Genomic DNA, 26,706 nt, shown 5'->3' on the forward strand with positions numbered 1-26,706 from the left:
TGGTCCGGCCCCGGCTCGCGGTGGCCGGAAATCGTGCCTACGCTGCGAGCGTGTTGCCTGCGGGGACGACTCGAACCGGTGTTCCGGTTGCGGTCGGGGGTGTGCGGGGATGATCTCCGCCGATCTGGTGCCGCCCCTGGTCACGGCCGGGGCGGCCCTGCTGCTGGCCGGGTACGGGCATGTGCGCCGCACCCGGCGGACCCGGACCCGTACGACTCCGGGCCGGGTCAGAACAGGCTCAGCAGGGCCTCCGCCGGGTCGGTGAGCTGGGTGTCGGCGCCCGGCAGGGGCAGCTCGAACCAGACCGTCTTGCCGCGCGGCGTACGGCGTGAGCCCCAGGCCGCGCTGAGCAGGCCGACCAGTTGCAGGCCCCGGCCACCCTCGTCGGTGTCGCGGGCCCGGCGCCGGCGCGGCTGGACCAGGCCGGAGTCCCAGACCTCGCAGACCAGGGTCCGGTCGAGGAGGAGACGGAGTCTGATCTCGCCCTCGCCGTAGCGGAGCGCGTTGGTGACCAGCTCGCTGACGAGCAGTTCCGTCGTGTCGACCAGTGGCTCCATGTCCCAGGCGAGCAGTTGGGCGCGGGCGTACTCGCGGGCCCGGCCGACGCTGCGCGGCTCGCGCGGCAGGGTCCAGTCGCCGACGCTGTCGCTGGGGAGGCCCTGGACGCGGGCCATCAGCAGCGCGATGTCGTCCTCGCCGTGGTGGCTGTCGAGGGTGTTGAGGACCTGGTCGCAGACGTCCTCCAGGGGCTGCGTGGGGTCGGTGAGGGCGCCCACGAAGGCCTGGAGGCCCTCGTCGAGGGGGTGGTCGCGGCTCTCGACCAGGCCGTCGGTGTAGAGGGCGAGCAGGGCGCCCTCGGGCAGTTCGACCTCCACCTCCTCGAAGGGCTCCCCGCCGACGCCGAGCGGCAGGCCGGGCGGCACGTCCAGCATCAGCGCGGACTCGCCGGGCTCGACCAGGACCGGCGGCAGGTGGCCGGCGTTGGCGAAGGTGCAGCGCCGGGTCACCGAGTCGTAGACGGCGTACACGCAGGTCGCCAGGTAGACCTCGGAGAGGTCGGCCTCGCGGGGGCGGCGGGCGGCCCGGGTGGCCTGCTGGACGCCTCCCGGCGCGCCGAGGCCGCGGGCGATCTCGTCCAGGTGGCCGAGCACCTCGGCCGGTTCCAGGTCGAGCTGGGCCAGGGTGCGTACGGCGGTGCGCAGTTCGCCCATCGCGACGGCGGCGCGCAGGCCGCGGCCCATCACGTCGCCGACGACCAGCGCGGTGCGGTGCCCGGGGAGTTCGATCACGTCGAACCAGTCGCCGCCGACCTCGCTGGCCCGGCCGGTGGCCGCGTTGCCGGGCAGGTAGCGGCAGGCGATGTCCAGTCCGGAGGCCTCGGGGTCGCCGGGCGGGAGCAGGGAGCGCTGCAGTATCAGGGCGCGTTCGTGCTCGCGCCGGTACAGGCGGGCGTTGTCGATGCAGACGGCGGCGCGCGCGGCCAGTTCCACGGCGAGGTCACGGTCCCGGTCGCCGAACGGCTCGCTGCCCTTGGTGCGGGCGAACTGGACGAGTCCGACGACCGTGTCGTGGGCGACCATCGGCACGGCGAGCGTGGACTGCACGAGGCCGCCGTCCTCGGCGGGGACGCTGCGCGGCCGGGCGGTGCGCAGGGCGTCCGCGCACGGCGAGTTGAACGGGTAGTGGTGGACGGCGCCGAGCTTGACCCGCTCACCCGTGCCGAGGAACGGGGCGTCGGACACGGCGCTGGAGAAGGCGACGCGGCGCAGTTCCGCGCTGCCGTCGGCGAGGCCGGGCGGGGTCTCGTCGCCGACCAGCAGACCCTGGTAGAGGTCGACGGTGGCCAGGTCGCAGAAGCCGGGGACGACGACGTCGAGGAGTTCGCGGGCGGTGGTCTCCAGGTCGAGGGAGTTGCCGATGCGGGCGCCGGCCTCGTTGAGGAGGGCGAGGTTGCGCCGGGCGGCGGCGGCCTCGCGGGCGGCCTGACGACGGGCGGTGATGTCGGTGCCGAGCCAGGCCACGCCGATGGGCCGGCCGGAACCGCTGTGCACGCGGTAGAGGTTGACGGACCAGTGGCGGTGTTCCTCCGAGCCCGGCACGAAGCCCGTGACATGCATGTCCGTGATGGACTCGCCGGTCTCGAGGACCCGGCGCAGGGTCGCGGAGACCCGGTCGGCCTCGGCGCGCGGCAGATAGTCGTGGACGCCCTTGCCGCGGTGGTCGTCGGGGGTGCCGCCGAAGATGGAGGCGAACCGCTGGTTGGCGCGGCGCACCGTCAGGTCGGGGTCGATCAGCAGGAACCCGAAGGGAGACTGGCCGAATATGGCCTGCGAGGCGGCGAGGTCGGTCTCGATGCTGCGCAGGACGCGGACGTCGACGACGATGCAGACGGCGGCCTTCTCCCCGTCCTCGGTGCGCGTCGGCATGACGTACACCTCGGCCAGCCCGCGCTGGCCGCGCCGTCCACCCGCACGCGGCCCGGGCCCGGTGCCGTCGTCGGGCGTCCGGAAGCCGTCGGGCGCCCGGAAGTCGTCCGGCGTCCGGAAGGGGACCACGCCGGTCCACTCCCGGCCGTCGAGGATCTCGGTCATCTTGCGCTGGCCGCGCTCGCGCAGGTCGGGGTCGATGAAGGTCTCGATCGGGTCGGTGCCCACGGCGTCTTCCGCCCGGATGCCGAGCAGTTGCTCCGCGCGCAGGCTCCACTGGTCGACGAGCCCGTCGGGGCCGATGGAGAAGGAGGCGACCTTGATGTAGTCGTAGATGGAGCCGGGCGGGCTGCTCTGCCACACCGCGTCACCGAGTGGCGCCCGGTACGACGGGCCCTCGGGCTCCGTGGACTCCGTGGGCGTCTCGGCCCTCGCTGGTATCTCGCTCACGCGAACCGTCCCCTCCAGCTCACCGCGTCCGGCACCGGTCACCGGAGGCGGCTGCCCGCAGTATCCAGCACTACGGCGCCGCACGACACGGTGTTCACGATCACAGCACGGTCCCGATGGTTTTCGGTCCGGACCGTGACAACACTTCCAGTCTTCTAACCAGCGGACACGGCATCGAATCACGCAGTTCCACAACTGCCACTGGCCTGCACCGGTTGAGGGTCCGGGCGATGGGAGGATTCGGTCGATATCGGACAGAAGTCGACGCGTCGGCAACGGTGTGTCACGAAGCTGTCGCGTCAGTGCGGCAGGGCGAGTTCGAACCACACCGTCTTGCCCGCCTCACCGGGGCGGGTGCCCCAGCGGCGCGTGGCGGAAGCCACCAGTTGCAGCCCTCGGCCGTCCTCGTCGTCGGGGTGGGCGACGCGCTCTCGGGGCGGGTCGGGCAGCGGGTCGGACACCTCCACCAGCAGGATCCCGGCGGCCCCGGCGGGCCCGCGCACGACGCGAACGCCGATGGGTCCGGTGGCGTGCCGCAGGGCGTTGGTGACCAGCTCGCTGACGAGCAGGGCGGCGATGTCCACGACGCTGTCGAGTTCCCACTCGCGCAGGGTGTGCCGGACCAGGGAGCGGGCGGTCCGCACCGCGTCCGGCGCCGCGGGGAAGACCCACTCGGCGCAGTCACCCTCGTTGTCGCTCACGCCGATCACTTCCCCGGCCGACAACCCCCACCGGTGTCCCTTTTCGTGGGGTTAATGGGCACATACCCTTTATCCGGGCCCGGTACCGCGCGTCGCGCCCCTCGTCTCGAACCGCAGGTGTGCGAGCACCCGCTCGACGGCCGGTACGTCCTGCTCCAGCCACGGCACGTCCCAGACCTGGGCGGGGGTCAGCCAGCGCAGGGCGTCGTGGTCCTCGAGGGGTTCGGGGGCGGCGGACCCGGGGAGCAGGCGGGCGGTCCACACCTGGAGCACGAACGGCGCCCTGAGGGGCCACTGCCCCGGGACGCGCTCACCGGCCTCGGCCGCCACCCCGAGTTCCTCGCGCAGTTCGCGCACGAGCGCCGCCTCGGGCGTCTCGCCGGCCTCGACCTTGCCGCCGGGCAGCTCCCACCGTCCGGCCAGTTCTGCGGGCGCGCTGCGGCGGGCGGCGAGCAGGCGCCCGCCGTCGACCAGGGCGGCGCCCACCACGATCCGTTCCGTCATGCGCCGGAGCCTACGGCCTGTCCGGCCGCCGGGTCGGTCCCCGGTGGATCAGTCCGCCGCGCCCGTGCCCGCCGCGCCGAGCCTCTCGACCCAGTAGAGCTGTTTGTGTCCGCGACCGTCGAGGGTGTCCGCGATCTTCTGGGCCTCGGCCCGGGTCGCGTACCGGCCCACGCGGTAGCGATTGCCGTTGTCGTCCTGCCGGAAGACCAGCCAGGGAAGAGTGATCGTGCTGTCGTTCATCGCGCCCCTCCGCCTCCCGTTCCCGCCGTCCACGGCACCCGCCGCGCCCCGCCCGCCAAGGAAACCGCAATCCGCATATGCCCGAGCCTACGCCCAACCTTCACGGAGCGAATACGACTTTGCACAAAGAGGTACGCAACCAGCCAGAACGCAGGGGGCGCACGGTGCAGAACGCGCCGTCTCCGCACACCGATGCCTCCGGTCACAGGCATACCGGAATCGGAGCGAACGACCTGCGGGAACGACCGGATTCCGGCGCCGCGCGAAGGGCACCCCGGGAGCGACGGATGTGCGAGCAGGTGTGCGTACGGAGGAAAGGGGCGTGGGAGGCGCACGACGGGCGTGCGCCATCTCACACAGCGGGGCCGGACAACTCCCAGGGCCGGTGCGCCACTTGCGGAACTACCTGACGGGCAGGTGGTACGCCACCCGGTACCGGTCGGCCGGGACGACCACGTCGGCCGTCTCCACCGCGCGCCCCGAGGCGTAGAACGTGCGCTGGACGACCAGCACCACGTGTCCCGGTACGCCGCCCAGGGCGAGCAGCTCCTCGGCGAGGCCGGGACGGGCGCCGACCTCCTCGGTGACGTTGTCCACGACGACGTCGATGGCGGCCATCCGCTCGACGACGCCCATGCCGCCGAGCGGCCCCTCCTCGGGCAGCATCACCGGCGTGCGCCCGGTCAGGTCCAGCGGCTCCCAGGAGGTGGAGAGCATGACGGCCTCCCCGGCCTCCCGGAAGACGTACCGGGTGCACATCACCCGGTCGCCGGGCTCGATGCCGAGCCGCTCGGCCACGGCGCCGCTCGCCTCGGCCTGCTCGCTGCGCGACTCCCAGGTGCCGCGCGCGTCGGCGTCGGCCTGCTCCTGCCGGAAGGGCGTGGCGCCACCGGCCGGCCGGTACCCGGAGCGGGCGACGCGTCTCGGGACGGGCCGCTCGCGCACATAGGTGCCGGAGCCGGAGCGGCCCTCGACGAGACCCTCGGCCATCAGCACCTTGCGGGCCTCCAGGGCGACGGTGTCCGAGACGCCGTACTCCTCGCGGATCCGCGCCTGGGACGGGAGGCGGGTATGGGGCGGCAGCAGGCCGTCGGCGATCTTCTTGCGGAGATCACCCGCGACACGCAGATACGCCGGCTGCTCACCGAATGTCACTGGCCGCTCCCATCAGGTTGTACAGACAGCAACAGCGTGGCAACCGTAGGTTCGGCCGGGCAAGCAAAGGCCAGAGAATCACTCGAAGTGATGACTTGTGCCGCCCGAGGGCTTTACGCAGGCACTTTCTCCCCGCTATGGCCGCTGTCACACCTCCTTGCCGGGGCTCTCTCCTCCGCCGTCACCGCTCTCCTCGTACTCCGGCGGCGTGGAGTCGAGGCCGAGGGACTCGCGGGCGGTGACCGTGGTGTCGCCGTCGATGAGCGCGTAGCCCTGGTAGAGGTGCTCGTAGAACGCGTCCGCCTCGGGCGTCACCTCCGCCGCGGCGAACTCCTCGCGTGCCGCCTCCAGGTCGGCGACCAGCTCGGTGACCTGCCGCTCGCTCGCGGACGGCCAGGAGTGCGCGCCCAGCATCCCGATCTCCTCGGTGAGCGCGTTCTCCACCCGGCCCGCCCAGGACTGCTGCGCGATCGGGTCGTCCTCGAAGTACTCGTTCTCCGGCGTCGACTCCAGGGCCGCGTCCAGGACGCGGGCCGCCTCCAGGTAGGCGAGCTGGTGTGCGTCGAGCGTCGTGCCGTCGTTGCGCAGCGAACCCGTCAGGCTCGCCCCTTCGTCCGTGCTGCCGAACAGGCAGCTGACCTCCCGGTCGCCCGACAGCCAGCTGCGCGCGGTCGGCGTCAGGTAGTAGACGTCGACGTCGGCGGGCAGGGCCCAGGTGTCCATGACGTACCCGTCCACGAGGCCGTAGCACCGCGCGTCGGCCGCCTCGGTGACCGCGTGGTCGCCGGGGTACGAGCCGCTGCCCGGCATGTCGAACACGGCGAACACCTCGCCGTCGTGCGCGCCTTCGCAGGGCACCACGTCGACGTCGTACGTCACCCCCTCGAGGGAGCCGCCCGGTGTGGTGAAGCACTGGCCCTTCTCGAGGGAGTAGGCGGTCCCCTCGCCGCGTGCGGCGTCCTTGAAGCCGTCCCAGAAGTCGGCGGCGGCGCCCGTGGAGAGCGTCAGCACCCACAGGGCCAGCCCGACGGAGGACAGCACACATCCGGCCACCGCGAACCCCTTGCCCCGTTCGCCGCGCTTGCGGATGCCGGCCAGCGCGATCAGCCCCAGCACGAGCCCGACCGCCGGAACGAAGCACAGGACGCCGAGCACGAACGCGGCGACGGCGAGCCCGTTCACGGGGGCCTGCCGGGGGTACGGCCCGAGCGGGTGACCCCACTCCTGAGCGTACGGGCCCTGGGGATACGGCCCTTGCGGACCCGGCGGAGGCGGTATCGACACGGGTGCCCTGCTCCTGTTCACGAGGGTGGTGCGGCGGCGGGTGCGGCCTCGCGCATCGTAAACGCGGCCGGGAAGGGAGGGTGGTGCGCGGGCGCGGCCCAGCAGGGTGCGGTCGTGCCGGGTGACGTCACTGCGTCCACAGCCGCCTGAGCGCCGCGTTGACCAGGTAGACACCGCCGAAGGCGACCGCCCAGCGGGGTCTCCCGGACGCGGCCAGCGCGGCGGCGCCGGCGCCGAACCACAGCACCTCCAGCACGACCCGCCGGCTTCCGCGCGCCGGGTGTGCCGCGCGGGGCGACCCGAACAGGGCCCACGCGGTCATCATGACCACCGGCGCGCCCACGGCCAGGGCCGCCTCGACCGGCCACCGGTCGCCGACGGCGATCCCCCAGAGCACGACCGCGGCGTACACCGCGAGCTCCAGCAGGAACATCACCAGCAGGTTGAGAGATTTCAGGGACGAGAGCAAGACGGCCTCCTGGTACGGCACATGGAGCGGTCGGGCAGGGGAACCAAGGTCCCAGACGAACTCGTCATGGACGGAACAACGCTGTGGGAAACTGTCGCGCCACAGTCGTCTGGTACGGGGGATGTCGTGCACGGGTTCCAGCCACACGGACCGTCCGGCGGGCCGACGCCGCAACAGGCCGAGCTCGCCCAACTGGTGCGCCGGATACAGAGCTTGTCGAAGCCGTCGGTGCTGGGCGTGATGCTCGGCGCACCGCTGACCGCGGGCGGCGCGCACTACGGCGCCACGCAGGGACCCGCCGGGTTCGTCGCGGCGCTGGTCGGCGCGGTGCTGCTGACCGCGGGTGTGCTGGGCTACCGGCGGGTGCTCGTCCTGCGCCGCAGGCTGCGCTCCCTCATGCCGGCGGCCCAGCGGTCCCCCGTCGCCCATCTGCCGAGCGCCCGCCGCGCGGCGACGCTGGCCGCCTACGTCAACGGTGTGCTGGTGCTGCTCGGCCTGGGCGGCGCGGGCTGGCTGCTCTACATGGGCGCGTCCTGGGGGGCGTACGACAACTCCTTCGGTTTCGCGGCGCTGGTGATGGGCGCGCTGCTGCCCTTCGCGCTGGGCCTCGCCGCCGCCTCCACCGTCCCCGAGCTGCTGCGGGTGGTGCCCGCCGGGGCCCGGATGGGGCAGGCGCTGTACGGCGTGTTCGTCTGCGTCGCGTCGCTGATGATCGCGAAGGGTGACGGGCTGCTCCCCCGGCTGGTCGGCGCGGTGATCGCCGTACTCGCCCTGGGCGCGATCGCCCTGCTCGGGCGGTGCTTCAGGGCCATGGGCGGGGCGGCGCCCCGGCAGGGCAGCGGATCGCCGGGGGCCGGTCAGCCGGGTTTCGGTCAGCCCGGCCCGGGTCAGCCGGGTTTCGGTCAGCCTGCCCCCGCGCCCGGTTTCGGGCCGCCGACGTCTCCGCCCGGCGGTCCCCACGGGCCCGCCCCGTACGGGCCTCCGGCGCCTCCCGCGCCTCGCGCCGGACGCGGCGGACTCGTCCTCGTCCTGGTCCTCGTACTGGTCGCCGTACTCGGCGGCGGCGGTCTGTACGCCGTCAAGGAGGCCGGGCTGCTGGACGGCGACGACTCGACGACCACCGACGTCGCCGAGAGCCCGCAGGCACCCGCGTACGGCGTCGGCGGCGAGCGCAGGGCGCGGTGGGCGACGGGGGCGCCCGCGCCGGAGGGCACCGCCCCGGAGTACCTGGTGGGCGGCGACGAGGACGTCGTCGTGCACGTCACCGGGACCCTGGTGACCGGCTACGACGTGGCGACCGGCAAGAAGCTGTGGGACGTCGAGGACCGGTCGGGGGACTTCCGGACCTGCGCCGTCACCCCGGCCGCCGTCGGTCACGTCGTCGCCGTCCTGATGCGCCGCGGTGACCAGGGCGCCTGCGGCTTCCTCGTCGCCGTCGACGTGCGGCGCGGCAAGCAGCTGTGGTCGAAGGGGATCCTCGGCGAGGGATCCGGCGCGGGCATGGGCACGGCCACCGTGCGCGTGACCGCGAACTCCGTGGTGAGCGGCACGCAGACCGCCCCCGTCGTCCTCGACGCCCGTTCCGGGGACGTCCGCTGGACCGGCGCCGACCAGCCCGACGAGGACGGCGAGGCCCGTTCCCTGCGCGGCCTGGAGGTCGCCGGGAACAGCCTCGTCGCCTCGTACGGGGACGGCCTCGGCGGCTCGACGGCCCTGCGCCGTTTCGACCTGCGCTCGGGCAAGGTCACCGCCCGCCCGTCCCCGCCGAAGGCCCCCGAGACGCCGACCCCGAAGGACGTCCTGAGCGTGCTCTCCGTCGAGCCGCTGGTCGTGTCGCTCGGGGACGACACCAACGCGGACCGCTTCTACTTCTCCCGGGTCGGCGACGCCTGGAGGCCGCTGCGCACCGACGCGGTGGAGGGGGTGAGCGCGCGCTCGGGTCCGCAGGAGGGCATGGTGACCGACGGGCTGTTCGTCAAGGCGTTCACCACCGACGACCGCTCGTTGGACGTCGGTTTCGACACCGTCGTCGCCGCTTTCGACCTCGAATCCGGCGCGTTGAGGTGGCAGCACGCGCTCCACCGGGACGCCGGCCAGGTCGTGCTGCTGCCCGGCACGGTCGGGGGCGCGGTCCGGGCCGTCGCCTCCGACCACGACACCGGCGACCAGCTCTACGCCTTCCCGCTCGAGGACGGCGGCCCGGTCCGGGGCGGCCGTCTGACGGTGGACGCCTCGCTGTCCGGCGCGCCGTCCGGGCTCAACGACCTGACGGGGGCGGTGGTCCAGGGGGAGCGGCTGGTCGTACGGAGCCAGGTGGACGGGACCCTGGTGGCGTTCCCGTTCCCGTCCAAGGCGTAGGCAAGGCGGGCGGGGCGGACCGGCCGGTGCGGTTCAGTCGTCGAACGCGGTGGCCCGGGTGAGCTTCTCCCAGGCCTCGACGTCCTCGCGGACCTGGTCGAGGTGGCCGAGGACCGCGCTGACGCCGTCGTCGCCCAGCGGCAGCCGCAGCGGGGTGTGCTCGGCCGCGAGGGCGGCCCGGATGACCGCCGCCGCCCTGGCCGGGTCGCCGGGCTGGCTGCCGTCGCCCCCGGCGATCATCCCGCGGGTCTCGCCGACCTTGGCGTACACGCCGCTGTCCGCGCTGATCCCGGCGTTGCCGGCCTGGAAGAGGCCGGTGCGGAAGGAGCCCGGCTCCACGATCAGGACCTTGACGCCGAAGTCCCGGACCTCGTCCGCGAGCCCCTCCGACATGCCCTCCAGCGCGAACTTCGTGCCGCTGTACGCCGAGAAGCCCGCGAAGGACATCTGCCCGCCCATGCTGCTCATCTGCACGATCGCGCCCGAGCGCCGCTCCCGCATGGACGGCAGCACCGCGCGCGTCAGCGCGGCCGGCCCGAAGACGTGCACGTCGAACAGTGCCCGCAGTTCGTCCTCGCCGGTCTCCTCCAGGGCGCCGACGTGCGTGCGGCCCGCGTTGTTGACCAGCACGTCGACCCTGCCGTACCGGCCCACCACGTCCCGTACCGCGTCCCCGGCGGCGGCCGTGTCGGCGACGTCCAGGCGCAGCGCCTCCATCTGGTCGGGGTGCGCGGCCACGAGGTCGTCGAGCGCCTCGGGACGCCGTGCCGCGCCGACGACCACGTCACCGTCGGCCAGGGCCGCCTCGGCGAGCGCCCGCCCGAATCCGCTGCTCGCTCCGGTGATCAGCCACACCTTGTTCATGCCGACTCCTCGGTCGTTGTCGTTCCGGCACCAACCACCCTGGTCCACAAGCCGGTTGCCGGTCCAAGACCCACGGTGATAGCCAGTGGTTATGACGACGGACGTACACGTGCGGGAGCTGCGCTACTTCGTGACGGTGGCCGAGGAGCTGCACTTCACCCGGGCTGCCGAGCGTCTGTACGTGTCACAGCCCGCGTTGAGCAAGCAGGTCCGGGCGCTGGAGCGGCAGTTGGGCGCCGAGCTGTTCCGCCGCGACCCCCAGGGCGTGGCCCTCACCGAGGCGGGCACGGCGCTGCTGCCGCATGCCCGGCGGGTGCTGGCCGACTGGGCCGGGGGCGCGGCGGCGGTGGAGGCCGCCCGGGCGGTGCGGCGCGCCACCCTGGTCGTCGGCATGAGCACCAGCCCCGGGCGCGGCGGTCTGCTGCCGGCGATCCGCTCACGCTTCACGGCGGCCCACCCGGAGGCGGTGGTGCGGCTGCGGCAGATGGGCTGGGAGGACTCGACCGCGGGCCTGGCCGACGGCACGGCCGACGTCGCGTACGTGTGGCTGCCGCTGCCCGACGCCGGCCGCTACGACTGGACGGTGGTCGCCGAGGAACCCCGCCTGGTCGCCCTCCCCGACACCCACCCCCTCGCCTCCCGCCCGGAGGTCGACTTCGCCGACCTCGTCGCCGAGCCGTTCCTCGCCCTGCCGCCGGAGGCGGGCGTCCTGCGCGACTTCTGGCTGGCTCTGGACGAACGGCGCGCACTCGGTGCCGGGCCGGCGCGCGTCGGCGCCGAGATCTCCGGCACGGAGGAGACGTACGAGGCGCTGGTCGCCGGGCTCGGCATCTGCCTGGTGGCCACGGGCAACGCCCCGCTGATCACCCTGGGCGGCGTCACCACCCGCCCGGTCCGCGGCCTGACGCCCAGCCGTTACGCGCTGGCCTGGCGCCGCGAGGACGAGGGGCGGGCCCTGGTCCGGGACTACGCGCAGGCCTGCCGCCGGGCGACGGCCGGGGGCTGAACGGGCCCTCAGTCGCCGCGGTCGCGCACGTGTGCGCGCACTCCTTGCAGACCGAACAGCACGAGCAGTTCCACCGCGCCGCCGTCGGCGCTGCCCAGCCAGTGCGGCAGGGACGTGTCGAACTCGGCCGCCTCACCGGGCGTCAGCGTGAGGTCGCGCTCGCCGACCAGCAACCGCAGCCGGCCGCTGAGCACGTACAGCCACTCGGAGCCCTCGTGGGTCTGCGGGGTCGGTTCGAGGGGTGCCGGACGGCTCGGGATGATCATCTTGAAGGCCTGGGTGCCGCCCGGCCGCCGGGAGAGCGGGACGAAGACCATCCCGAAGCGCCTGACCGGCTTCAGGTGGATGCGCGGGTCGCCCGTGCGCGGGGCGCCGACGAGGTCGTCCAGGGGGACGCCGTAGATCCGGGCGAGCGGCAGCAGCAGCTCCAGGGTCGCCCTGCGCCGTCCGCTCTCCAGCCGGGACAGGGTGCTCTCCGACACTCCGGTCGCCGCCGAGAGGTGGGCGAGGGTGATGCCGCGCTCGCGGCGCAGCGCGCGCAGGCGGGGGCCCACCGCGTCCAGTACGTCGTCCACCTCGTCCGTTCCGGCGTCCATCGGGCCACCTTGCCACAACCGCAAGTTGCCGTGCCGGATCCGGCGGCTGCTGCCAAGACTGGCCGCGTCCGTTGCTCCCGGCCCACCGGCCGGGCCCGACTGAAGGAGTTCCGATGAGCGCCACCGACGCGGTCACGTTCTGGGACAGCTTGTACGCGGCCCGCCCGGCGTCCGACGCCCCGCGGCCGAACGTCCGTCTCGTCGAGGCGGTTCGCGACCTGTCTCCCGGCGACGCGCTGGACCTGGGGTCCGGCAGCGGCGGCGACGCGCTGTGGCTCGCCCGGCGGGGCTGGCGGGTCACGGCCGTGGACGTCTCCGGCGTGGCGGCCGAACGGCTCGCGGGGAACGCCCGCGCCCACGGCCTCGGCGACCGGGTGGACGCCGTACGGCTCGATCTGCGCGCGTCGTTCCCCGAGGGCCGGTTCGACCTGGTCTGCGCGCACTACCTCCACACGCCGTTCGACCTGGACCGGGCGGCGGTCCTGCGTGCGGCCGCGCACGCGCTGCGCCCGGGCGGGCGGCTGTTGGTCGTCGACCACGGCTCGACCGCGCCGTGGTCGTGGGACCAGGACCCCGACGTCCGGTACCCGGCCCCGCGGGAGGTGGCGGCGGGCCTCGGCCTCGACCCGGCGACGTGGCGGGTGGAACGGGCCGAGGCCGCCCACCGGACCGCGACCGGCCCGGGCGGTCGTACCGCCGAGGTCGTCGACCACGTCCTGCTCGTCCGGCGCGCCGGCTGACGGCGCACGTCCCGTCCACCAGGAGGTCACCATGTCCACCACCCACCGCCGCGACACGCCGCCGCCCCGCACCGGGAACGACGAGGCCGCGACCCTGCGCGGGTTCCTCGACTACCTGCGGACCTCGGTCGCCGGCAAGGTCGAGGGTGCTCCGGAGCCGCGGGTCCGCACGGCCGCGGTGCCGTCCGGCACCCATCTGCTCGGGCTGCTCACCCACCTGACCCACGTCGAACGGGCCGTCTTCCTCGGGGCGGAGGTGCGGAGCTGGCCGGCGACGTTCCGTGCCGCGCCCCAGGACGGCGTGGCCGAGGTCGTCGCCCGCTACCGCGAGGCCGTCGACGACGCGAACCGCGTCCTCGACACCTGCACCGACCTCGGCGCCCCGCTCCCCCGGCCCCGTCCGGGCCGCCCCGCCCCGAGCGTCCGCTGGGCCCTCACCCACATGATCGAGGAGACCGGTCGGCACGCCGGTCACGCGGACATCCTCCGCGAGCTGATAGACGGCACCACGGGGCGGTGACCCGCGCCCTCCCGTGGTACCGCCCGGCCTTCAGCCCGCTCTCGCGGCCCGGCGTGAGCGGCGGTTGCGCCACCAGGTGACAAGCCAGAGGACGTTGACGCCACCGAGGACCACCAGCACCGTCACCGCGTCGGCGTTGCCGGCCAGGCCGTGTTCCGGGCCCAGACCGCGCACGGCGCGGGCGAGCAGGGCGAGGTCGACGGGCAGGGTGACCGCGGCCATGAACGTCAGACAGGCCGCCGTACCCACCACGAGGACGACGCTGTAGATCCGGACGGCCCGCCGCTCGTGCGCGGGCAGCCGGGAGCTGGGGTCGTCCCGCGCCGCCTCGGTACGGGGGCCACGGCGCACCGGCCGCACGGCGCGCCGGAACCTGTATCGCGCGTACGCCAGACCGTCGCCGTACAGGTCCCGGCAGCCGGTGAGGTCCTGGAGGACGAAGTACAGGTCGGTGCGGGTGAAGACCATGCACTGGAAGGGCAGCGGCAGCAGGGCGAGGAGCAGGGCCGCGGCCAGCAGGCGGTGGGCGGTCGTCCCGGTCTCCGTCGCGGCGAGGACCAGGACGAGCGACGACGCGACGGACAGGTTGAGGGCGATACCGGCCAGGTAGGCCGTCAGCCGGTGGCGGCGGGGCGCGAGTTCGATGCCGCTGATGTCGGTCTGCATGACGAGGAACTGCAGCCGGGTGCCCAGCCGCATCTTCCCCGGCACGCCCGCCGCCCGGGCGGTGACCAGGTGCGCCAGTTCGTGGGCCAGCAGCAGCGCCCAGCCGGCCGCCGCCCCGCTCAGGAGCACCACGCTGCCGTGGCGGCTCCACAGCAGGTCGCGGTAGCCGGGCACCAGGTCGGGGCGGCGCACCAGGACCACGAGGGCGGCCGCGAGCAGCGCTCCGACGAGCAGCGGGAGCACCGGGTGCAGGGCGAGGCGGACGTGGCGGGGGCGCAGCCACGGCAGTGACGCCCGGGGCGGTTCGACGTCCGGGACCGGACGGTCGCCGATCCGCGCCACGAACCCCAGCGCGGTCAGGTCCCCGACGAAGTCCGCGATGTCGAACTCCTCCCCGGTCTCCGCACGCAGCGTCTCTTCGGTGCGCGTCACGCTCCGCCCCTCGCGCAGGAGTTCCACCGCGCGTGCCCCGGCCGCCGGGAGGGCGACGAAGGTGCGGGTGGCCATGCGGCCCACGATCCACTCGTCGCGGTCGGGTCGTACCGCCAGGTCGTGCAGGACGACGCGGGTCGTCGGCCCGATCCGGGGAGGGTCGTCGGCGGCGGTGTCCGTCACGACGGGCCCCGGTCGCCGGAGCCGGCAGGCGCCGTCGGTAGCGGGTCAGGTACAGGGTCCGCTACGGGCTCCGGTACCGGGCCGGGCTCCGTCCGGCGGCAGGCCGGGCAGTCGGGGCGCCGCTGTGCGCGTTGCAGGACCGGGTCGCCCGGCAGCATGAGGTTGAGGCCGAACCGGCATCCGGGTTCGACGGGCGGGACGCCGCACAGCAGCATCAGGGCGGCGTGCGCCAGCAGCCCGCCGGACAGGCCGGCGGTCACGGCGTTGGCCGGGTTCCACGGCATGCGGGGCGAGGCCACGTCCTCGTCCTGGCCGGGGCCGAGCCGCAGGTCGCGCCGTTCGACCTCGGCGTCGCGCAGGCACTGCCAGCACGCGCCCCGGCCGGGCGTGAAGACGCCGACGCTGACCAGCGGCCCGCGATAGCCCGCTTCGGCCCACGGCGTGCCCGTGGACAGGCAGACCTGGTTGGCCCACCTGCGGATCTCGGCGGGACGGTCGGCGGCGAGCAGCAGTGCGTCGTAACCGGGCGCGCGGGCCGTGCTGTCGGGGCTGCTTCTGCTGTTGGTGCCGCTGCTTCGGCTGTTGGTGCCGCTGCTTCGGCTTCGGCTGCCGGCGCCGGTCAGCAGGTCTTCGAGGTCCGCCGGACCGCGCACCTCGCGCCGCTCGCCGGTGACCTCGGTGTCCGGGTTCAGCGCGCGCAGGGCGGTGAGCGCCGCGTCGAGCTTCGGCTTGCCGAGGTCGTCCTCGTGGAAGAGCGTCTGCCGGTTGAGGTTGGACAGTTCGACCACGTCCGGTTCGACGCAGTGCAGCCGCCCCACGCCGGACGCCACCAGGTCCCGGGCGGCGGCCGAGCCGGTGCCGCCGACCCCGATCAGCAGGACCCTCGCCCGGCGCAGCAGCAGTTGCGGCTCCCAGGCGCTGCTCCTGGGCCGCAGGTCCATCCAGCGCAGCAGGGTCATGCCCCTGCTGTACCGCTCGCGTTCCCGCTCGGACAGTTCGGGGGGCGGCTCGGCGCCGGCGTCCTCGACGTATCCGGCGTCGGTGAGGTCCGTCATCGCCTGGGCGATGTCCGGGGCCGGCAGCCGCAGTTCCGGATGGCGTCGGGACACCTCGGCGACGACGTCCGTGGCGCTCCGCGTCCCGTCCATGGCCTGCACCAGGGTCCAGACCCAGCCGTCGGCGTCCCGCACCTCGGCTCCGATGCCGTGGACGACACTGCCGATCCGCACGTGGCCGTCCACGGTCCGGTAGGCGCGGTGCTCCGGCTTGATCCGGGGCAGCCGCATCGCGTGCACCGTCATTTTCGCGCCAACCTCGCCATCCCCAACTACGCGGGTCACAACGGACATTGACAACAGTGACCGGGTGAGCGAACGCTGACAAGAGCACAACGTGTCCCGCAGGCCACAGCACGACGACCGCAACGGCACAACGGCACGACGACACAACGGCACCACGGTCATCACCATGGTCACCACCGGAAGGAGACGACATGGCGAACAAGATCGAGATCCGTCCGCTGGACAAGAAGGAGACCACCGGCGACAGCGGCGGCAACGGCGGCTCCTGACCGGACGCGCCCGATGCACCGCTACCCCACGGTCGCGGAAGTCACCGAGGCGGCGCGACGGCTGGTCTCCCGGTTCCCCGGGGCCGGCCGCCTGCGCCGTATCGGCACGTCCCGGGCGGGCCGGCCCCTGCCGATGCTGTCGGTGGGACACGGGCCGCGCCACGTCCTGGTGGTGGCCCGGCCGCACCCGGACGAACCGGTGGGCGGCGCGACGGCGCTGGCGCTGGCGGAGCGGGTCGCAGCCGGTGACCGGCGTTCCCCGGCGACCGACCCCGACACCGTCACCTGGGACATCGTCCTGTGCCTCGACCCGGACGGCGCCGCGCTCAGCGAGGGCATCGAGGCGGCCACGGCCGGCCCCGACCCCACCCTGGCCCGCTACTACCGCGCCGCCTTCCGCCCGGTCGCGGCGGAGCAGCCGGAGTGGGCGCCGATCGTGGGACGGCGACTGCCCGAGAGCCGCGCCCTGTTCGCGGTGATCGACGAACTCCGCCCGGTCCTCCAGTGCTCCCTGCACAACGTCGACGCTGGCGGCACCTGGGTCCAGCTGACCGACGGCCTCCCCGGCCTCGCCGCCCCCTACGCGGCCTCCGCCTCGGCCCTGGGCATCCCGGTCCAGCACGGCACGTACGACGCCCTGTACTGGGAGAACCCGGCCCCCGGCATCCACGTCCTGCCGCCACCCGGCAGCACCGCCCGCCTGGCGGCCGGGTCCGAGAACATCGCCCTGTCCACCTGGTGCGCACCCCAGCGGTACGGCGGCGTCACGGCGATCGTCGAGGTCCCCCTGTGGGCCACCGCCCCGGCCGACGACCGGACCCCGCACCCGGACCCCGCCCGCGCCCTGCGCGACCTCTCCGCGCTGGTGCGCGAGGGCGGCCGTCAGGTGACCGCCGTCTTCGACAAGGCCCGCGACTTCCTGCCCCCGGCCGAGCAGAGCCCGCCCCGACGCGTACTGGAGTGGATGGCCGACGACCTGTACGACCTGGTCGCCGACGCCTGGCAGCCTCTCGCCGACCAGGCCCGATCGGCATCCGACTCCCCCGCGCCGACGACGGCCGGAATCAGCGCCCTGGAGGTCGTCGCCCGCCGCCAGCCACTGCGCGCGGCGGGCCTCCTGCTACGCCTCCTGGACGCGACCGACGACCCGGCGTCCGCGGCCCTCCACCACGAACTCGACGGCCTCTTCACCACCTGGTGCACGGAGTTCGAACACTCCCTGCGCCTGCGCCCGGTCCCCGTGCACGCCCAGGTGGAACTCCAGACCCACACGGTGCTGGCGGCAGCGGAGTGCGCGCTGGGGCGCTGAGGCGGTCCTGCGCCCCGTTCGGAGTTCGTCGTGGATGACCGCATCCACAACGGGTGCCTGCGGCGCGGCAGCCTCTGCAACGCGTTCACGGCGAAGGACGACCTGCACGTCCGCGCACTGGAGCACTACGTCGAAACGATGCGCGAACGCCACTCGGCCACCTCCTCGCCGGGGGGAACACGGTCCCCTCGCATCACAGCGGACGTCGTGCCCAGAACAGCGCATGCCCGCTGTCTCCCTCGGGGACGATCTCCTCTTGTTCAACCGTCAGGCCCGACCGGGTGAGCCAGGCGCGGTTGGTGTCGGCATCCGCGTGGCTCCACCACATGGCGACGCCGCTGGCCAGCCAGTCCTCGTCCACGCCGGTCCACTCGTGCTGACCCGTGCTGCAGAGCAACCAGCCACCGGGCCGCAGCCACGACGCGATCCTCCCCAGCAGCGGAAGCTGTTCCTCCAGCGGGATATGGATCAAGGCGTAGAGGGACACCACAGCGTCAAAAGAGGCATCCGGGAAGTCCACCGCCGTGGCGTCGGCCGTGATGAAGTCGGCGTCGGGCACGAGTTCCTGAGCCCGACGGATCTGCACCTCGCTGATGTCGATGCCGGTGACGTGGTGTCCTGCCCTCACAAGGTCACGCACGACCGGTACTCCGTTGCCACAGCCCAGGTCCAGCACCCTGCTGCCGTCCACGAGGCGCGCGTTCAGGGTCGCGATCCACGACCGGTACTTCGTATCGGACTGGTACACCTCGTCATAACGCAGCGAAAGCGCGTCATACCCGCGTCGCACCACGTCCTTGGGATTGTCTGCAGCCACAGCCGAGGACGCTAGCGCCCTTGTTCTCCGCCCGGCGAACCCTTTTTGCCCGCTACCCCGGGCGCTCTTCGCCCCAGGGCGGTAGAGCCGTTGAGCACAGCTGACGCTCGGCCGAGTCATCGGCGCCTCGGCGGTCCGTCGGCGAGATCTGCGGCGGACCCTCGCCCAGTGCTCCAGGCCCGCCGTTCCCGGCCGCGGGGGTCGTCGACCCGCGTCCACTCGGCGTCGATGCACATCGTGGCCCGGCGGTCGGTGTCGTACGGGTCCCAGCCGGGGTCGCCGGTCCGGGCGAACCGGATCCAGGTCTCGTGGACGCGGCCGGCGAGGTCCGCGGGGGCCTCGTCGGGGCCGAGCAGGGCGGCCGGGCCGTGGAGTTCCGGCCGGTCCGCGAGGTCGAACACGAAGGGCAGTTCGACCCCGTGGGTGGCGCCCAGTTCTCCGTCCAGGGCGTGGGAGCGCCAGGCGAACCGGTAGGCGTGGGTGGCGGACCGCGGGTGGGCGGCATGGGCGTCGGCCAGAGCGCGGCTGCCCGCGCCGAACAGGGCGTCGCCCATGATGGCGGACCGCAGTTCCGCGAAGGACGCCCCGGGCCGTGCCGCGCGGTAGGTCTCGACGAGCCGCGCGGGATCGGGGTGCGAGCGTGCGGCGGCCTCGTCGACGTCGGCGGCGGTCGAGGTGGCGTACCTGCCCACCGGGACCAGGTAGAGGTTGCCCTCCTCGGCGTTGGTGCCGACGAGCAGGTCGACGTCGGCGGCGCGACCGGCGGCGACGGAGACGGCGGGCTGGGTGTCCAGGACCAGACTGAAGGGGCTGAGGCCGATCAGCGGGTCGCGGTGGGTCGCGGTCCGCAGGTCGATGCCCGTCAGGCCGGCGGCCGCCTCGACGAGCCGCTCGTCCGGGATGCCGCCGAAGGCGTCCACGTGGGGCTCGATGCCGAGGACCCCGGCCGCGGCGCGGGTGACACGGGCGGCCTGCTCGGGCGTGAACGCGCCCAGACCGCTGCCGCTCTGCACGATCGCCCGGCGGAACAGCCCGGCGGCCTCGGGGGTGGCGAGGACGCCGCCGACGATGGTCGCCCCGGCCGACTGGCCGAAGAGGGTGACGTTGCGCGGGTCGCCGCCGAAGGCGGAGATGTTCTCCCGGACCCAGCGCAGCGCGGCGACGACGTCGAGCAGACCGCGGTTGGCGGGCGCGCCGGGGACGTCGAGGAACCCGGCGATCCCGAGCCGGTAGTTGAGGGTGACGAGGACGACACCGTCACGGGCGAACGCCGAGCCGTCGTACAGGGCGGCCCGCGTCGACCCGGCGACGAAACCGCCGCCGTGGACGAACACCATGACCGGCAGGGCGTCACCTGCGTCACCTCCGGCGGCGGGCGCGAAGACGTTGACGGTGAGGTAGTCCTCGCCGCGGCTCCAGCCGGCGCCGAAGTAGGGGGTCATGTCGATGTCGCCGAGCCTGCGCGCGGACTGCGGGGCGTTGGGCCCCGGGACGGTGGCGTCCCGTACGCCGTCCCACGGCTCGTGCGGCTGCGGCGGGGCGAACCTGCCCGCGCCCCGGGGCGGGGCGGCGTACGGAATGTTCAGGAAGGTGCGGGTGTCGCCCTGGCGCAGGCCGCGGACGGCGCCCTGCGCGGTGGTGACGACGGGTCCGGGGTGCTGATTCATGCCGCGTGTCTTTCTCACTGGTGCGTCTCGCGTGTCCGGGTCGCGGGTCTGTGTCGCGTGGTCGTCTCGCCTTGCCTTGCCCGGGCTTGCCCGGCCTTGCGCGGGCGTCACGCCTGCTCGGCCTCGGTGTACTTGGCGAAGGGCGCCCAGCCCTTGATGGCGAACCTGCTTCCCGCACGCACGACTTCGGCGGCACCGTGGCCGCCGAGGTGCGCGGGGAAGACGAGGGCGTTGCTGTCGGCCGCCGCGCCCAGGAGCTTGTGGCGGGTGGCGCGGGCTTCGGCGGGGTCCTCGCAGAAGCAGCTGTTGGCGTCGGGTTCGTGGATCTGGAGCGGGCTGTGCATCAGGTCGCCGACGAACAGGGCCCGGTCGGAGCCGGACTCCAGCCGCAGCACCGACGAGCCCGGGGTGTGCCCGGGTGCGAGGTCGAGGCGCAGGTTCGCGTCGATCCGGTGGCTGTCCTCCCACAGCAGGGTGAGACCGGCCTCGTGCACGGGGGCGACGCTGTCCTCGAAGACGTTCTGGTTGCCGCGCCCGAGCAGGGTCTTGATCTCGTTGGCCGGGTTCCAGTAGTCGAAGTCCGCCTTGGCCATCAGGTAGGTGGCGTTGGGGAAGGTCGGTACCCAGGTCCGCCCGTCGAGGTAGGTGTTCCAGCCGACGTGGTCGACGTGCAGATGGGTGTTGATCACGATGTCGACGTCCTCGGGGCGCACCCCGGCGCGGGCGAGATTGCCCAGGAAGTCGGTGTCCAGGCGGCTCCACACCGGCGCGTACGGCCGGTCCTTGTGGTTGCCGACGCCGGTGTCGACCAGGATGGTCCGGCCCTCGCTCCGCAGGACCCAGGTCTGGATCGCGGTGTTGACGATGCGGGTCTCGGCGTCCAGGAAGTCCGGCACCAGCCAGGAACGGTGCGTGTCCCACGCCTGAGCCGGACTGTCCGGGACGAACGCCTCGGGCGTCAGGTCGACGGGACCGTAGTACTCCCGGACCCGGGTCACGGTGACGTCGCCCAGGGTGATGGTGTCCATGGTGCGCTCCAGTTCGATCAGTTCTTCCGCAAGGGTGCGTCGCGGTGCCGGGGCGGCGGTATGCGTCACGTGACTGCACCTGGCTGCGCCGGGCCGACGCACTGGGCCGGCCCGTGCCCTGCGGAATCGGGGCCGGGCGGCCCGTCGCCCCCGCCCCACAGCCGCCGCGCCGTCCCGCTACTGTCGGAGAAATGCCAGTTTCTGGAGCAGCTGTGGCGAACGGTGGAAGCGCTCGACCGGGCCGGAGTCCGGCCGCGGACCTCGGTCCGACCGTGCTGGGCCGGGAAGCCGAGATCGCGGACCTCATGCGCCGCGTCGCCGCCGGCCGGACCCGCAGCGCGGTGCTGGTCGTCGAGGGTGAACCGGGGGTCGGCAAGAGCACCCTGCTCGACCTCGCCGTACGGCGGACGCGCGGGGCCGGACACCGGGTGCTGCGAGCGGTCGGCAGCGAGTCCGAGCAGCAGCTCGCCTTCGCGGGTCTGCACCAGCTGCTCCGCCCGGTCCTCGGAGACCTGGACGGGCTGCCCGCACGGCAGCGTTCCTCGCTCCGGGCCGCTCTGGGGCTGGCCGACCGTGCCGCGCCCCCCGACGCCCTGCTCGTCGGCCTGGCGGTGCTGACCCTGGTGTCGGATCTCGCGGAACCGGCGCCGCTGCTGATGGTGGTCGACGACGCCCAGTGGATCGACCGTGCGTCACTGGACGTGCTCTCCTTCGTGGCCCGGCGCATGGACAGCGAACCCGTGACGCTGCTGATGGGCGTGCGCGCCGCTGCCTCGCTGCCCGGGTTCGACACGGGGTACCAGCGCCTGGCGATCGGTCCTCTGAGCGGGGACGCGGCGAACCGGCTGCTCGACGAGCAGCCGGGGCCGCCCACCGGGCGCACCCGGGCCCGGATCCTCCAGGAGGCGGCGGGCAACCCGCTGGCCCTGGTCGAGCTGGCCCGCGCCGCCGCGAGCGGACAGCCGGAGGGCGCCGGACGGGAGGGCCCCCTGCCCGTCACCGCCCGGCTGGAAGAGGTCTTCGCGCGGCACCTGCGGCACCTGCCCGACGCCACCCGCCGCGCCCTGCTGCTGCTCGCCGCCGCCGACGCGGCGGACGCCCCGGCGGCCGCACGGGGCCTGCCCGAGGCGGCCGACACGGTGTGGGCGCCCGCCGAACGGGCCGGTCTCGTACGACGGGACAGCGGCGGGGTCGCCTTCCGTCACCCGCTCGTCCGCTCGGCGGTCTACCACGCCGCGCCCTTCGAGGAGCGCAGACGTGCGCACCTGGCCCTGGCCCGGCTGCTGGGCCAGGAGCCCGACCGGCGCGCCTGGCACCTCGCCGCCGCGACCGTGCGGCCCGACGCTCAGGTGTCGGCGGCCCTCCAGGAAACCGCCGGCCGGGCCCGGCGCCGGGGCGGCCACGCGGCCGCTGCCGCCGCCTTGGAGCGTGCCGCGCAACTCAGCCCGCGCCGCGCGGACCAGGCACGGCTGCTGGCCGACGCCGCGGGCGCGGCCGTCCTCACCGGCCAGCTCGGCTGGGTGGAACACCTGGCCGCCGAGGTCCGCAAGCGCACGGACGACCCGGCGCTGCTCAGCCGGGCCGCGCTGGCGACGGGGCAGCTCATGACGGTGGGTGCGCACCACACGGCCGCCTTCGCGCTGCTGTCGCGCATCGCCGGGGAGGCGGCGGACGCCCGGTCGCCCCACCTGCTGGACGCGCTCGCCGCGGCGGCGGTGGTCCGCTACTACTCGGGCGAGGAGTCCCAGCGGCAGCGCATCGAGGCGCTGCTCTCCCAGGTGCCGGACTCTCCCGCGGGTGGTGCGCTGCGCGCCTGGACCCTGGCCGTCTCCGATCCCACCGGCGCGGGAGCGTCCCTGGCCCCGGCGCTGCCCCGGCTGATCGCCGCGGCCGGGGACGACGCCGGATCCCTGACCGCCCTCGCCGTCGCGGCCTGGCTCCTCGACCGGACCACGCTGGCCACCAGGACCTTCGACGAGGCGTTCGGCCGCTGGCAGGCCCTCGGTCCGCTGCCGGCCGGTCTGGCCTGCGCCGCGGGCTGGGCCTATCTGGAGCAGGGCCGCTGGGCCGAGGCCCGCACGGTGGCCGCCGAGATCACCGAGGTGGCCTCACAGGCCGGACTGGCTCACGCCGAGGCGTGCGCACGAGCCCTCGACGCGACCGTGCTGGCGCTGCTCGGTGACCCGACCGAGGCACGCCGGAACGCCGAGCGGGCACTGGCCCTCGTCGATCCCCTGGAGAGCCGCTCCGTCGCGGTCTTCGCCCACCGCGCCCTGGGGCTGGCCGCGGTGGCCGAGGGCGACTACGACACCGCGTATGCGCGGTTCCGCTCCGCCTTCACCGAGGACGGCGACCCGGTCCACTACCACGTCTCCCCGACCGTCCTGGCCGAACTCGCCGCGGCGGCCGTCCGCCGGGACCGGCGCGAATCCGCCGCGGTCCTGGTGGAGCGCTCGGCACGGCGCCCGGGCACCGGCCTGTCGGCGCGCGCCTCCGCGCTGGTCGAACGGAGCCGCGCCCTGCTCGCCGAACCGGAGCACGCGGAACGGCACTTCCGGGCGGCGCTGGCGGACGAAGCGGGCGAGCAGTGGCCCTTCGAGCGGGCACAGACCCGGCTGGACTACGGGGAGTGGCTGCGCCGCCGACGCCGTATCGCGGAGGCCCGCCCGCTGCTGACCGGAGCCCTCGACACGTTCCGCCGGCTCGGCGCCCGCCCGTGGATCGAACGCGCGGAGGCGGAACTCCGGGCCGCCGGCATCGAGGCGAACAGCGTCGCACCCGGCGCGCTCACCCGACTCACCCCGCAACAGCAGCAGATCGTCCGGCTCGCGGCCCGCGGCCTGACGAACCGCGAGATCGGGGAGAAGCTGTACCTCTCCCCCCGCACGGTCGGCTCCCACCTCTACCGCGTCTTCCCCAAGCTCGGCATCACCGCCCGCACCCAACTGCGCGACGTGGTCGACAACACCCTGCCGGACCCCGTACCAGCGCAGTGGCACGCGCCGCACCCAGCCACTTGAGGGAGCCAGAGGAAGACCCGGAGCCCGCGCTCAGACGTTGAAGCGGAACTCCACCACGTCCCCGTCCTGCATGACGTAGTCCTTGCCCTCCATGCGGGCCTTGCCCTTGGCGCGGGCCTCCGTGACCGAGCCCGTGGCGACCAGGTCGTCGAAGGAGATGACCTCGGCCTTGATGAAGCCCTTCTGGAAGTCGGTGTGGATGACACCGGCGGCCTCGGGGGCGGTGGCGCCCTTCTTGATGGTCCAGGCGCGCGATTCCTTGGGGCCGGCCGTCAGGTAGGTCTGCAGGCCCAGGGTGCGGAAGCCGACGTGGGCGAGGGTGGCGAGGCCGGGCTCGTCCTGGCCGACGGACTGGAGGAGTTCGAGGGCCTCGTCCTCGTCCAGCTCGGCGAGGTCGGCCTCCAGCTTGGCGTTGAGGAAGATCGCCTCGGCGGGGGCGACCAGGGCGCGCTGCTCGTTCTTGAACTCGTCGTCGGTCAGCTCGTCCTCGTCGACGTTGAAGACGTAGAGGAAGGGCTTCGTCGTGAGGAGGTGCAGGTCGTGGAGGAGTTCCGCCCGCTCGGTGCCCTGGAGGATGCCCTGGGAGAAGAGGGTGTCGCCCTTCTCCAGGATCTCCTTGGCCTCCTCGACCGCCTTGACCTTGGGCTGAATGTCCTTCTTGATCCGGGACTCCTTCTGGAGGCGCGGGAGGACCTTCTCGATGGTCTGGAGGTCGGCGAGGATCAGCTCGGTGTTGATCGTCTCGATGTCGTCCTTCGGCGAGACCTTGCCGTCGACGTGCACGACGTTCTCGTCCTTGAAGGCGCGGATGACCTGGCAGATCGCGTCGGACTCGCGGATGTTGGCCAGGAACTTGTTGCCCAGGCCCTCGCCCTCGCTCGCGCCGCGCACGATGCCCGCGATGTCGACGAAGTCGACCGTGGCCGGGAGGATCTTCTCGGAGGAGAAGATCTCGGCCAGTTTCGCCAGCCGGGGGTCCGGGACGCCCACGACGCCGACGTTGGGCTCGATCGTGGCGAACGGGTAGTTGGCCGCGAGCACGTCGTTCTTGGTCAGGGCGTTGAACAGGGTCGACTTGCCGACATTCGGCAGACCGACGATTCCGATCGTGAGCGACACGTTGCGACTTCCCGTACGTGAGATGCGGAGGGATGGGTGGGATGGGGCCGGTGGGGCAGGCCAGGCATGGGCCGATCCACCAGTCTACGGGGTGTGCCGTACCGGACCCGCGCGGAGTCGAACGCTTGGCCAAGGCACACCCGACGGCGTGTCTGTCGGGCTATTCGGCACATAAACCGACCTAAGTTGGTCCAGTGGAGCAATACAGGACGCGACCTGCGCAGTACGGACCGCGACGAAACCGGGCGCCGCTGCCCTCCCAGGGGCGGGGCGGTGCCGCTGCCGCACAGCCTGCGGCGGGGCGGGTCGGGCGGCCGGTGCGCCAGCGACCGGCACCGGCGCGGCCGGCTTCGGGACCGCCCGGTTCGCCGGTGGCCCGGGTGGTGCGTGCCGTGCGCGGGATGCCCAATCCGCGGCTGACGGGGCTGGGCAGCGGTCTGTTCTGCGCGGCCGTGATGACCTTGCTGGGGTTCCTGGACGAGCTGCTGTTCGGGGCGTCCCTGACCATGTACGGCGTGTTGTTCGTGCCGGTGAGCCTGCTCACCGCGCTCTGGGTGCGCCGGGGCGACCTGCTGACCGCGCCCGTGGTCGTGCCGATCGCCTTCGCCGTGGGGCTGGTGCCCGTGGCCGAGAGCGGGGACGGTCTCGGCGGGCGGCTGATGGGGCTCGTGACGGCCCTGGCCACGGAGGCCGGCTGGCTCTACGGCGGGACGCTGATCGCCGGGTCGGCCGTCATCGTCCGCCGGATCCGGCTGGTGCGGCGACGGGCCGCCGCCCGGAACCGGCCCCCGGCCTGAGCCTCCCCGCGCTCGCCCGCCGACCCGGGCCGGCGCTCAGCCCGCCGCGTGCATCGCCGCGCCCACGATCCCCGCGTTGTTCTGCAGCTGGGCGGGGACCATCTCCGCCCGGATGCCCTCGATGCGGGGCAGGAACTTGTGGGACTTGCGGCTGACGCCGCCGCCGATGATGAACAGCTCCGGCGAGAAGAGCATCTCGACGTGCGCGAGGTACTTCTGGACGCGGTGGGCCCAGTGCTCCCACGACATGTCGTGGTCGTCCTTGACCTTGCTGGAGGCGCGCTTCTCCGCGTCGTGACCGTCCAGCTCCAGATGGCCGAGCTCCGTGTTGGGGACGAGGACGCCGTCGGTGAACACCGCGCTGCCGATGCCGGTGCCGAAGGTGAGCAGGACGACCGTGCCCTTGCGGCCGCGGCCGGCCCCGAAGTGCATCTCGGCGACGCCCGCCGCGTCCGCGTCGTTGACCACCGTCACGTCCAGCCCGCCCAGCCGCTCGCTGAACAGGGCGCGGGCGTCGGTGTCGACCCAGCTCTTGTCGACGTTGGCCGCGGTGCGCACCGTCGCTCCGCCCGTCACGACGCCGGGGAAGGTGAGGCCGACCCGCCCGGTCCAGCCGAAGTGCTCGACGACCTGCCGGACTCCGTCGGCCACGCCGTCCGGGGTCGCCGGGTGCGGGGTCAGCACCTTGCAGCGCTCCTGGGCGAGGTCGCCCCTGTCGAGGTCCACAGGGGCGCCCTTGATCCCGGATCCGCCGATGTCCACGCCGAAGATCTGCATGGCCCTAC

Annotated in this window: 23 protein-coding genes; 7 read left to right on the top strand and 16 right to left on the bottom strand. The window is 73.7% G+C overall.

Annotated features, from left to right (window positions below; all coding sequences use genetic code 11):
• Positions 1-227 precede the first annotated feature (227 nt).
• The 7 genes from D1J63_RS12895 to D1J63_RS12925 all read right to left on the bottom strand — a co-directional run bounded on the left by D1J63_RS12895 (position 228) and on the right by D1J63_RS12925 (position 7,229).
• Positions 228-2,876, bottom strand: a complete 2,649-nt coding sequence (locus tag D1J63_RS12895; RefSeq protein ID WP_102930876.1) for a SpoIIE family protein phosphatase — start codon at positions 2,874-2,876, stop codon at positions 228-230.
• Between the two features lie 299 nt (positions 2,877-3,175).
• Positions 3,176-3,586 (bottom strand): ATP-binding protein, encoded by a 411-nt coding sequence (locus D1J63_RS12900; RefSeq protein ID WP_180989098.1) that lies wholly within the window; start codon positions 3,584-3,586, stop codon positions 3,176-3,178.
• A gap of 60 nt (positions 3,587-3,646) precedes the next feature.
• Positions 3,647-4,081 (bottom strand): (deoxy)nucleoside triphosphate pyrophosphohydrolase, encoded by a 435-nt coding sequence (locus D1J63_RS12905; RefSeq protein ID WP_102930878.1) that lies wholly within the window; start codon positions 4,079-4,081, stop codon positions 3,647-3,649.
• 48 nt (positions 4,082-4,129) lie between these two features.
• Positions 4,130-4,321 (bottom strand): SPOR domain-containing protein, encoded by a 192-nt coding sequence (locus D1J63_RS12910; RefSeq protein ID WP_125628989.1) that lies wholly within the window; start codon positions 4,319-4,321, stop codon positions 4,130-4,132.
• 402 nt (positions 4,322-4,723) lie between these two features.
• Positions 4,724-5,476 (bottom strand): GntR family transcriptional regulator, encoded by a 753-nt coding sequence (locus D1J63_RS12915; RefSeq protein WP_102930880.1) that lies wholly within the window; start codon positions 5,474-5,476, stop codon positions 4,724-4,726.
• Positions 5,477-5,623: 147 nt separating this feature from the next.
• Positions 5,624-6,658 (bottom strand): DUF4190 domain-containing protein, encoded by a 1,035-nt coding sequence (locus tag D1J63_RS12920; RefSeq protein WP_241235553.1) that lies wholly within the window; start codon positions 6,656-6,658, stop codon positions 5,624-5,626.
• A 229-nt stretch (positions 6,659-6,887) separates the two neighbouring features.
• Positions 6,888-7,229, bottom strand: a complete 342-nt coding sequence (locus D1J63_RS12925; protein WP_125628991.1) for a YrdB family protein — start codon at positions 7,227-7,229, stop codon at positions 6,888-6,890.
• A gap of 213 nt (positions 7,230-7,442) precedes the next feature.
• On the opposite strand from D1J63_RS12925, the gene D1J63_RS12930 reads away from it, so the two are divergent.
• A complete protein-coding gene (locus D1J63_RS12930; protein WP_125628992.1) occupies positions 7,443-9,587 on the top strand; it encodes a PQQ-binding-like beta-propeller repeat protein in 2,145 nt (714 codons plus the stop codon).
• A 33-nt stretch (positions 9,588-9,620) separates the two neighbouring features.
• Here the strand turns inward: D1J63_RS12930 and D1J63_RS12935 are convergent, their stop codons facing one another.
• A complete protein-coding gene (locus tag D1J63_RS12935) occupies positions 9,621-10,451 on the bottom strand; it encodes an oxidoreductase (RefSeq protein ID WP_125628993.1) in 831 nt (276 codons plus the stop codon).
• 91 nt (positions 10,452-10,542) lie between these two features.
• On the opposite strand from D1J63_RS12935, the gene D1J63_RS12940 reads away from it, so the two are divergent.
• Positions 10,543-11,457 (top strand): LysR substrate-binding domain-containing protein, encoded by a 915-nt coding sequence (locus tag D1J63_RS12940; RefSeq protein ID WP_176153944.1) that lies wholly within the window; start codon positions 10,543-10,545, stop codon positions 11,455-11,457.
• Positions 11,458-11,465: 8 nt separating this feature from the next.
• On the opposite strand, the gene D1J63_RS12945 is transcribed toward D1J63_RS12940, so the two are convergent.
• On the bottom strand, positions 11,466-12,053 hold the full coding sequence (locus D1J63_RS12945; RefSeq protein ID WP_125628995.1) for an XRE family transcriptional regulator: 588 nt from the start codon (positions 12,051-12,053) through the stop codon (positions 11,466-11,468).
• A gap of 113 nt (positions 12,054-12,166) precedes the next feature.
• On the opposite strand from D1J63_RS12945, the gene D1J63_RS12950 reads away from it, so the two are divergent.
• Both D1J63_RS12950 and D1J63_RS12955 read left to right on the top strand, forming a co-directional pair.
• Entirely contained in the window at positions 12,167-12,793 is a 627-nt protein-coding gene (locus D1J63_RS12950) for a methyltransferase domain-containing protein (RefSeq protein WP_125628996.1), read from the top strand.
• A gap of 31 nt (positions 12,794-12,824) precedes the next feature.
• Positions 12,825-13,313 carry a DUF664 domain-containing protein gene (locus tag D1J63_RS12955; protein WP_125628997.1) on the top strand — a complete coding sequence of 163 codons (489 nt, stop codon included), beginning with the start codon at positions 12,825-12,827 and terminating at the stop codon, positions 13,311-13,313.
• Positions 13,314-13,343: 30 nt separating this feature from the next.
• On the opposite strand, the gene D1J63_RS12960 is transcribed toward D1J63_RS12955, so the two are convergent.
• Together D1J63_RS12960 and D1J63_RS12965 are read right to left on the bottom strand one after the other, a co-directional pair.
• Complete coding sequence (locus D1J63_RS12960) at positions 13,344-14,594, bottom strand: hypothetical protein (RefSeq protein WP_125628998.1); 1,251 nt, start codon at positions 14,592-14,594, stop codon at positions 13,344-13,346.
• Positions 14,591-15,895 (bottom strand): ThiF family adenylyltransferase, encoded by a 1,305-nt coding sequence (locus tag D1J63_RS12965; RefSeq protein ID WP_241235554.1) that lies wholly within the window; start codon positions 15,893-15,895, stop codon positions 14,591-14,593. Before D1J63_RS12965 ends, D1J63_RS12960 begins: the two co-directional genes overlap by 4 nt.
• A 282-nt stretch (positions 15,896-16,177) precedes the next feature.
• On the opposite strand from D1J63_RS12965, the gene D1J63_RS12970 reads away from it, so the two are divergent.
• Positions 16,178-17,473: a M14 family zinc carboxypeptidase gene (locus D1J63_RS12970; protein ID WP_125628999.1), complete on the top strand. Its 1,296-nt coding sequence runs from the start codon at positions 16,178-16,180 to the stop codon at positions 17,471-17,473.
• 193 nt (positions 17,474-17,666) lie between these two features.
• Here the strand turns inward: D1J63_RS12970 and D1J63_RS12975 are convergent, their stop codons facing one another.
• The 3 genes from D1J63_RS12975 to D1J63_RS12985 all read right to left on the bottom strand — a co-directional run bounded on the left by D1J63_RS12975 (position 17,667) and on the right by D1J63_RS12985 (position 20,985).
• Complete coding sequence (locus D1J63_RS12975) at positions 17,667-18,290, bottom strand: class I SAM-dependent methyltransferase (RefSeq protein WP_197925010.1); 624 nt, start codon at positions 18,288-18,290, stop codon at positions 17,667-17,669.
• Between the two features lie 116 nt (positions 18,291-18,406).
• Complete coding sequence (locus tag D1J63_RS12980) at positions 18,407-19,957, bottom strand: carboxylesterase family protein (RefSeq protein ID WP_125629001.1); 1,551 nt, start codon at positions 19,955-19,957, stop codon at positions 18,407-18,409.
• Positions 19,958-20,064: 107 nt separating this feature from the next.
• Positions 20,065-20,985 carry an MBL fold metallo-hydrolase gene (locus tag D1J63_RS12985; RefSeq protein WP_125635428.1) on the bottom strand — a complete coding sequence of 307 codons (921 nt, stop codon included), beginning with the start codon at positions 20,983-20,985 and terminating at the stop codon, positions 20,065-20,067.
• Between the two features lie 191 nt (positions 20,986-21,176).
• On the opposite strand from D1J63_RS12985, the gene D1J63_RS12990 reads away from it, so the two are divergent.
• Positions 21,177-24,005 carry a LuxR family transcriptional regulator gene (locus D1J63_RS12990; protein WP_125629002.1) on the top strand — a complete coding sequence of 943 codons (2,829 nt, stop codon included), beginning with the start codon at positions 21,177-21,179 and terminating at the stop codon, positions 24,003-24,005.
• Positions 24,006-24,035: 30 nt separating this feature from the next.
• Here D1J63_RS12990 and ychF read toward each other — a convergent pair whose 3' ends face one another.
• Positions 24,036-25,124, bottom strand: coding sequence for a redox-regulated ATPase YchF (gene ychF / locus D1J63_RS12995; protein ID WP_125629003.1), 1,089 nt, complete (start codon positions 25,122-25,124; stop codon positions 24,036-24,038).
• A gap of 194 nt (positions 25,125-25,318) precedes the next feature.
• Here ychF and D1J63_RS13000 point away from each other — a divergent pair, with 194 nt between their 5' ends.
• Positions 25,319-25,921 carry a DUF6542 domain-containing protein gene (locus D1J63_RS13000; RefSeq protein WP_125629004.1) on the top strand — a complete coding sequence of 201 codons (603 nt, stop codon included), beginning with the start codon at positions 25,319-25,321 and terminating at the stop codon, positions 25,919-25,921.
• Between the two features lie 36 nt (positions 25,922-25,957).
• Here the strand turns inward: D1J63_RS13000 and ppgK are convergent, their stop codons facing one another.
• Entirely contained in the window at positions 25,958-26,698 is a 741-nt protein-coding gene (gene ppgK, locus D1J63_RS13005) for a polyphosphate--glucose phosphotransferase (RefSeq protein WP_102932283.1), read from the bottom strand.
• Between the last annotated feature and the right edge of the window lie 8 nt (positions 26,699-26,706).

Source organism: Streptomyces sp. KPB2, from assembly GCF_003950055.1.
Lineage (GTDB): Bacteria > Actinomycetota > Actinomycetes > Streptomycetales > Streptomycetaceae > Streptomyces > Streptomyces salinarius.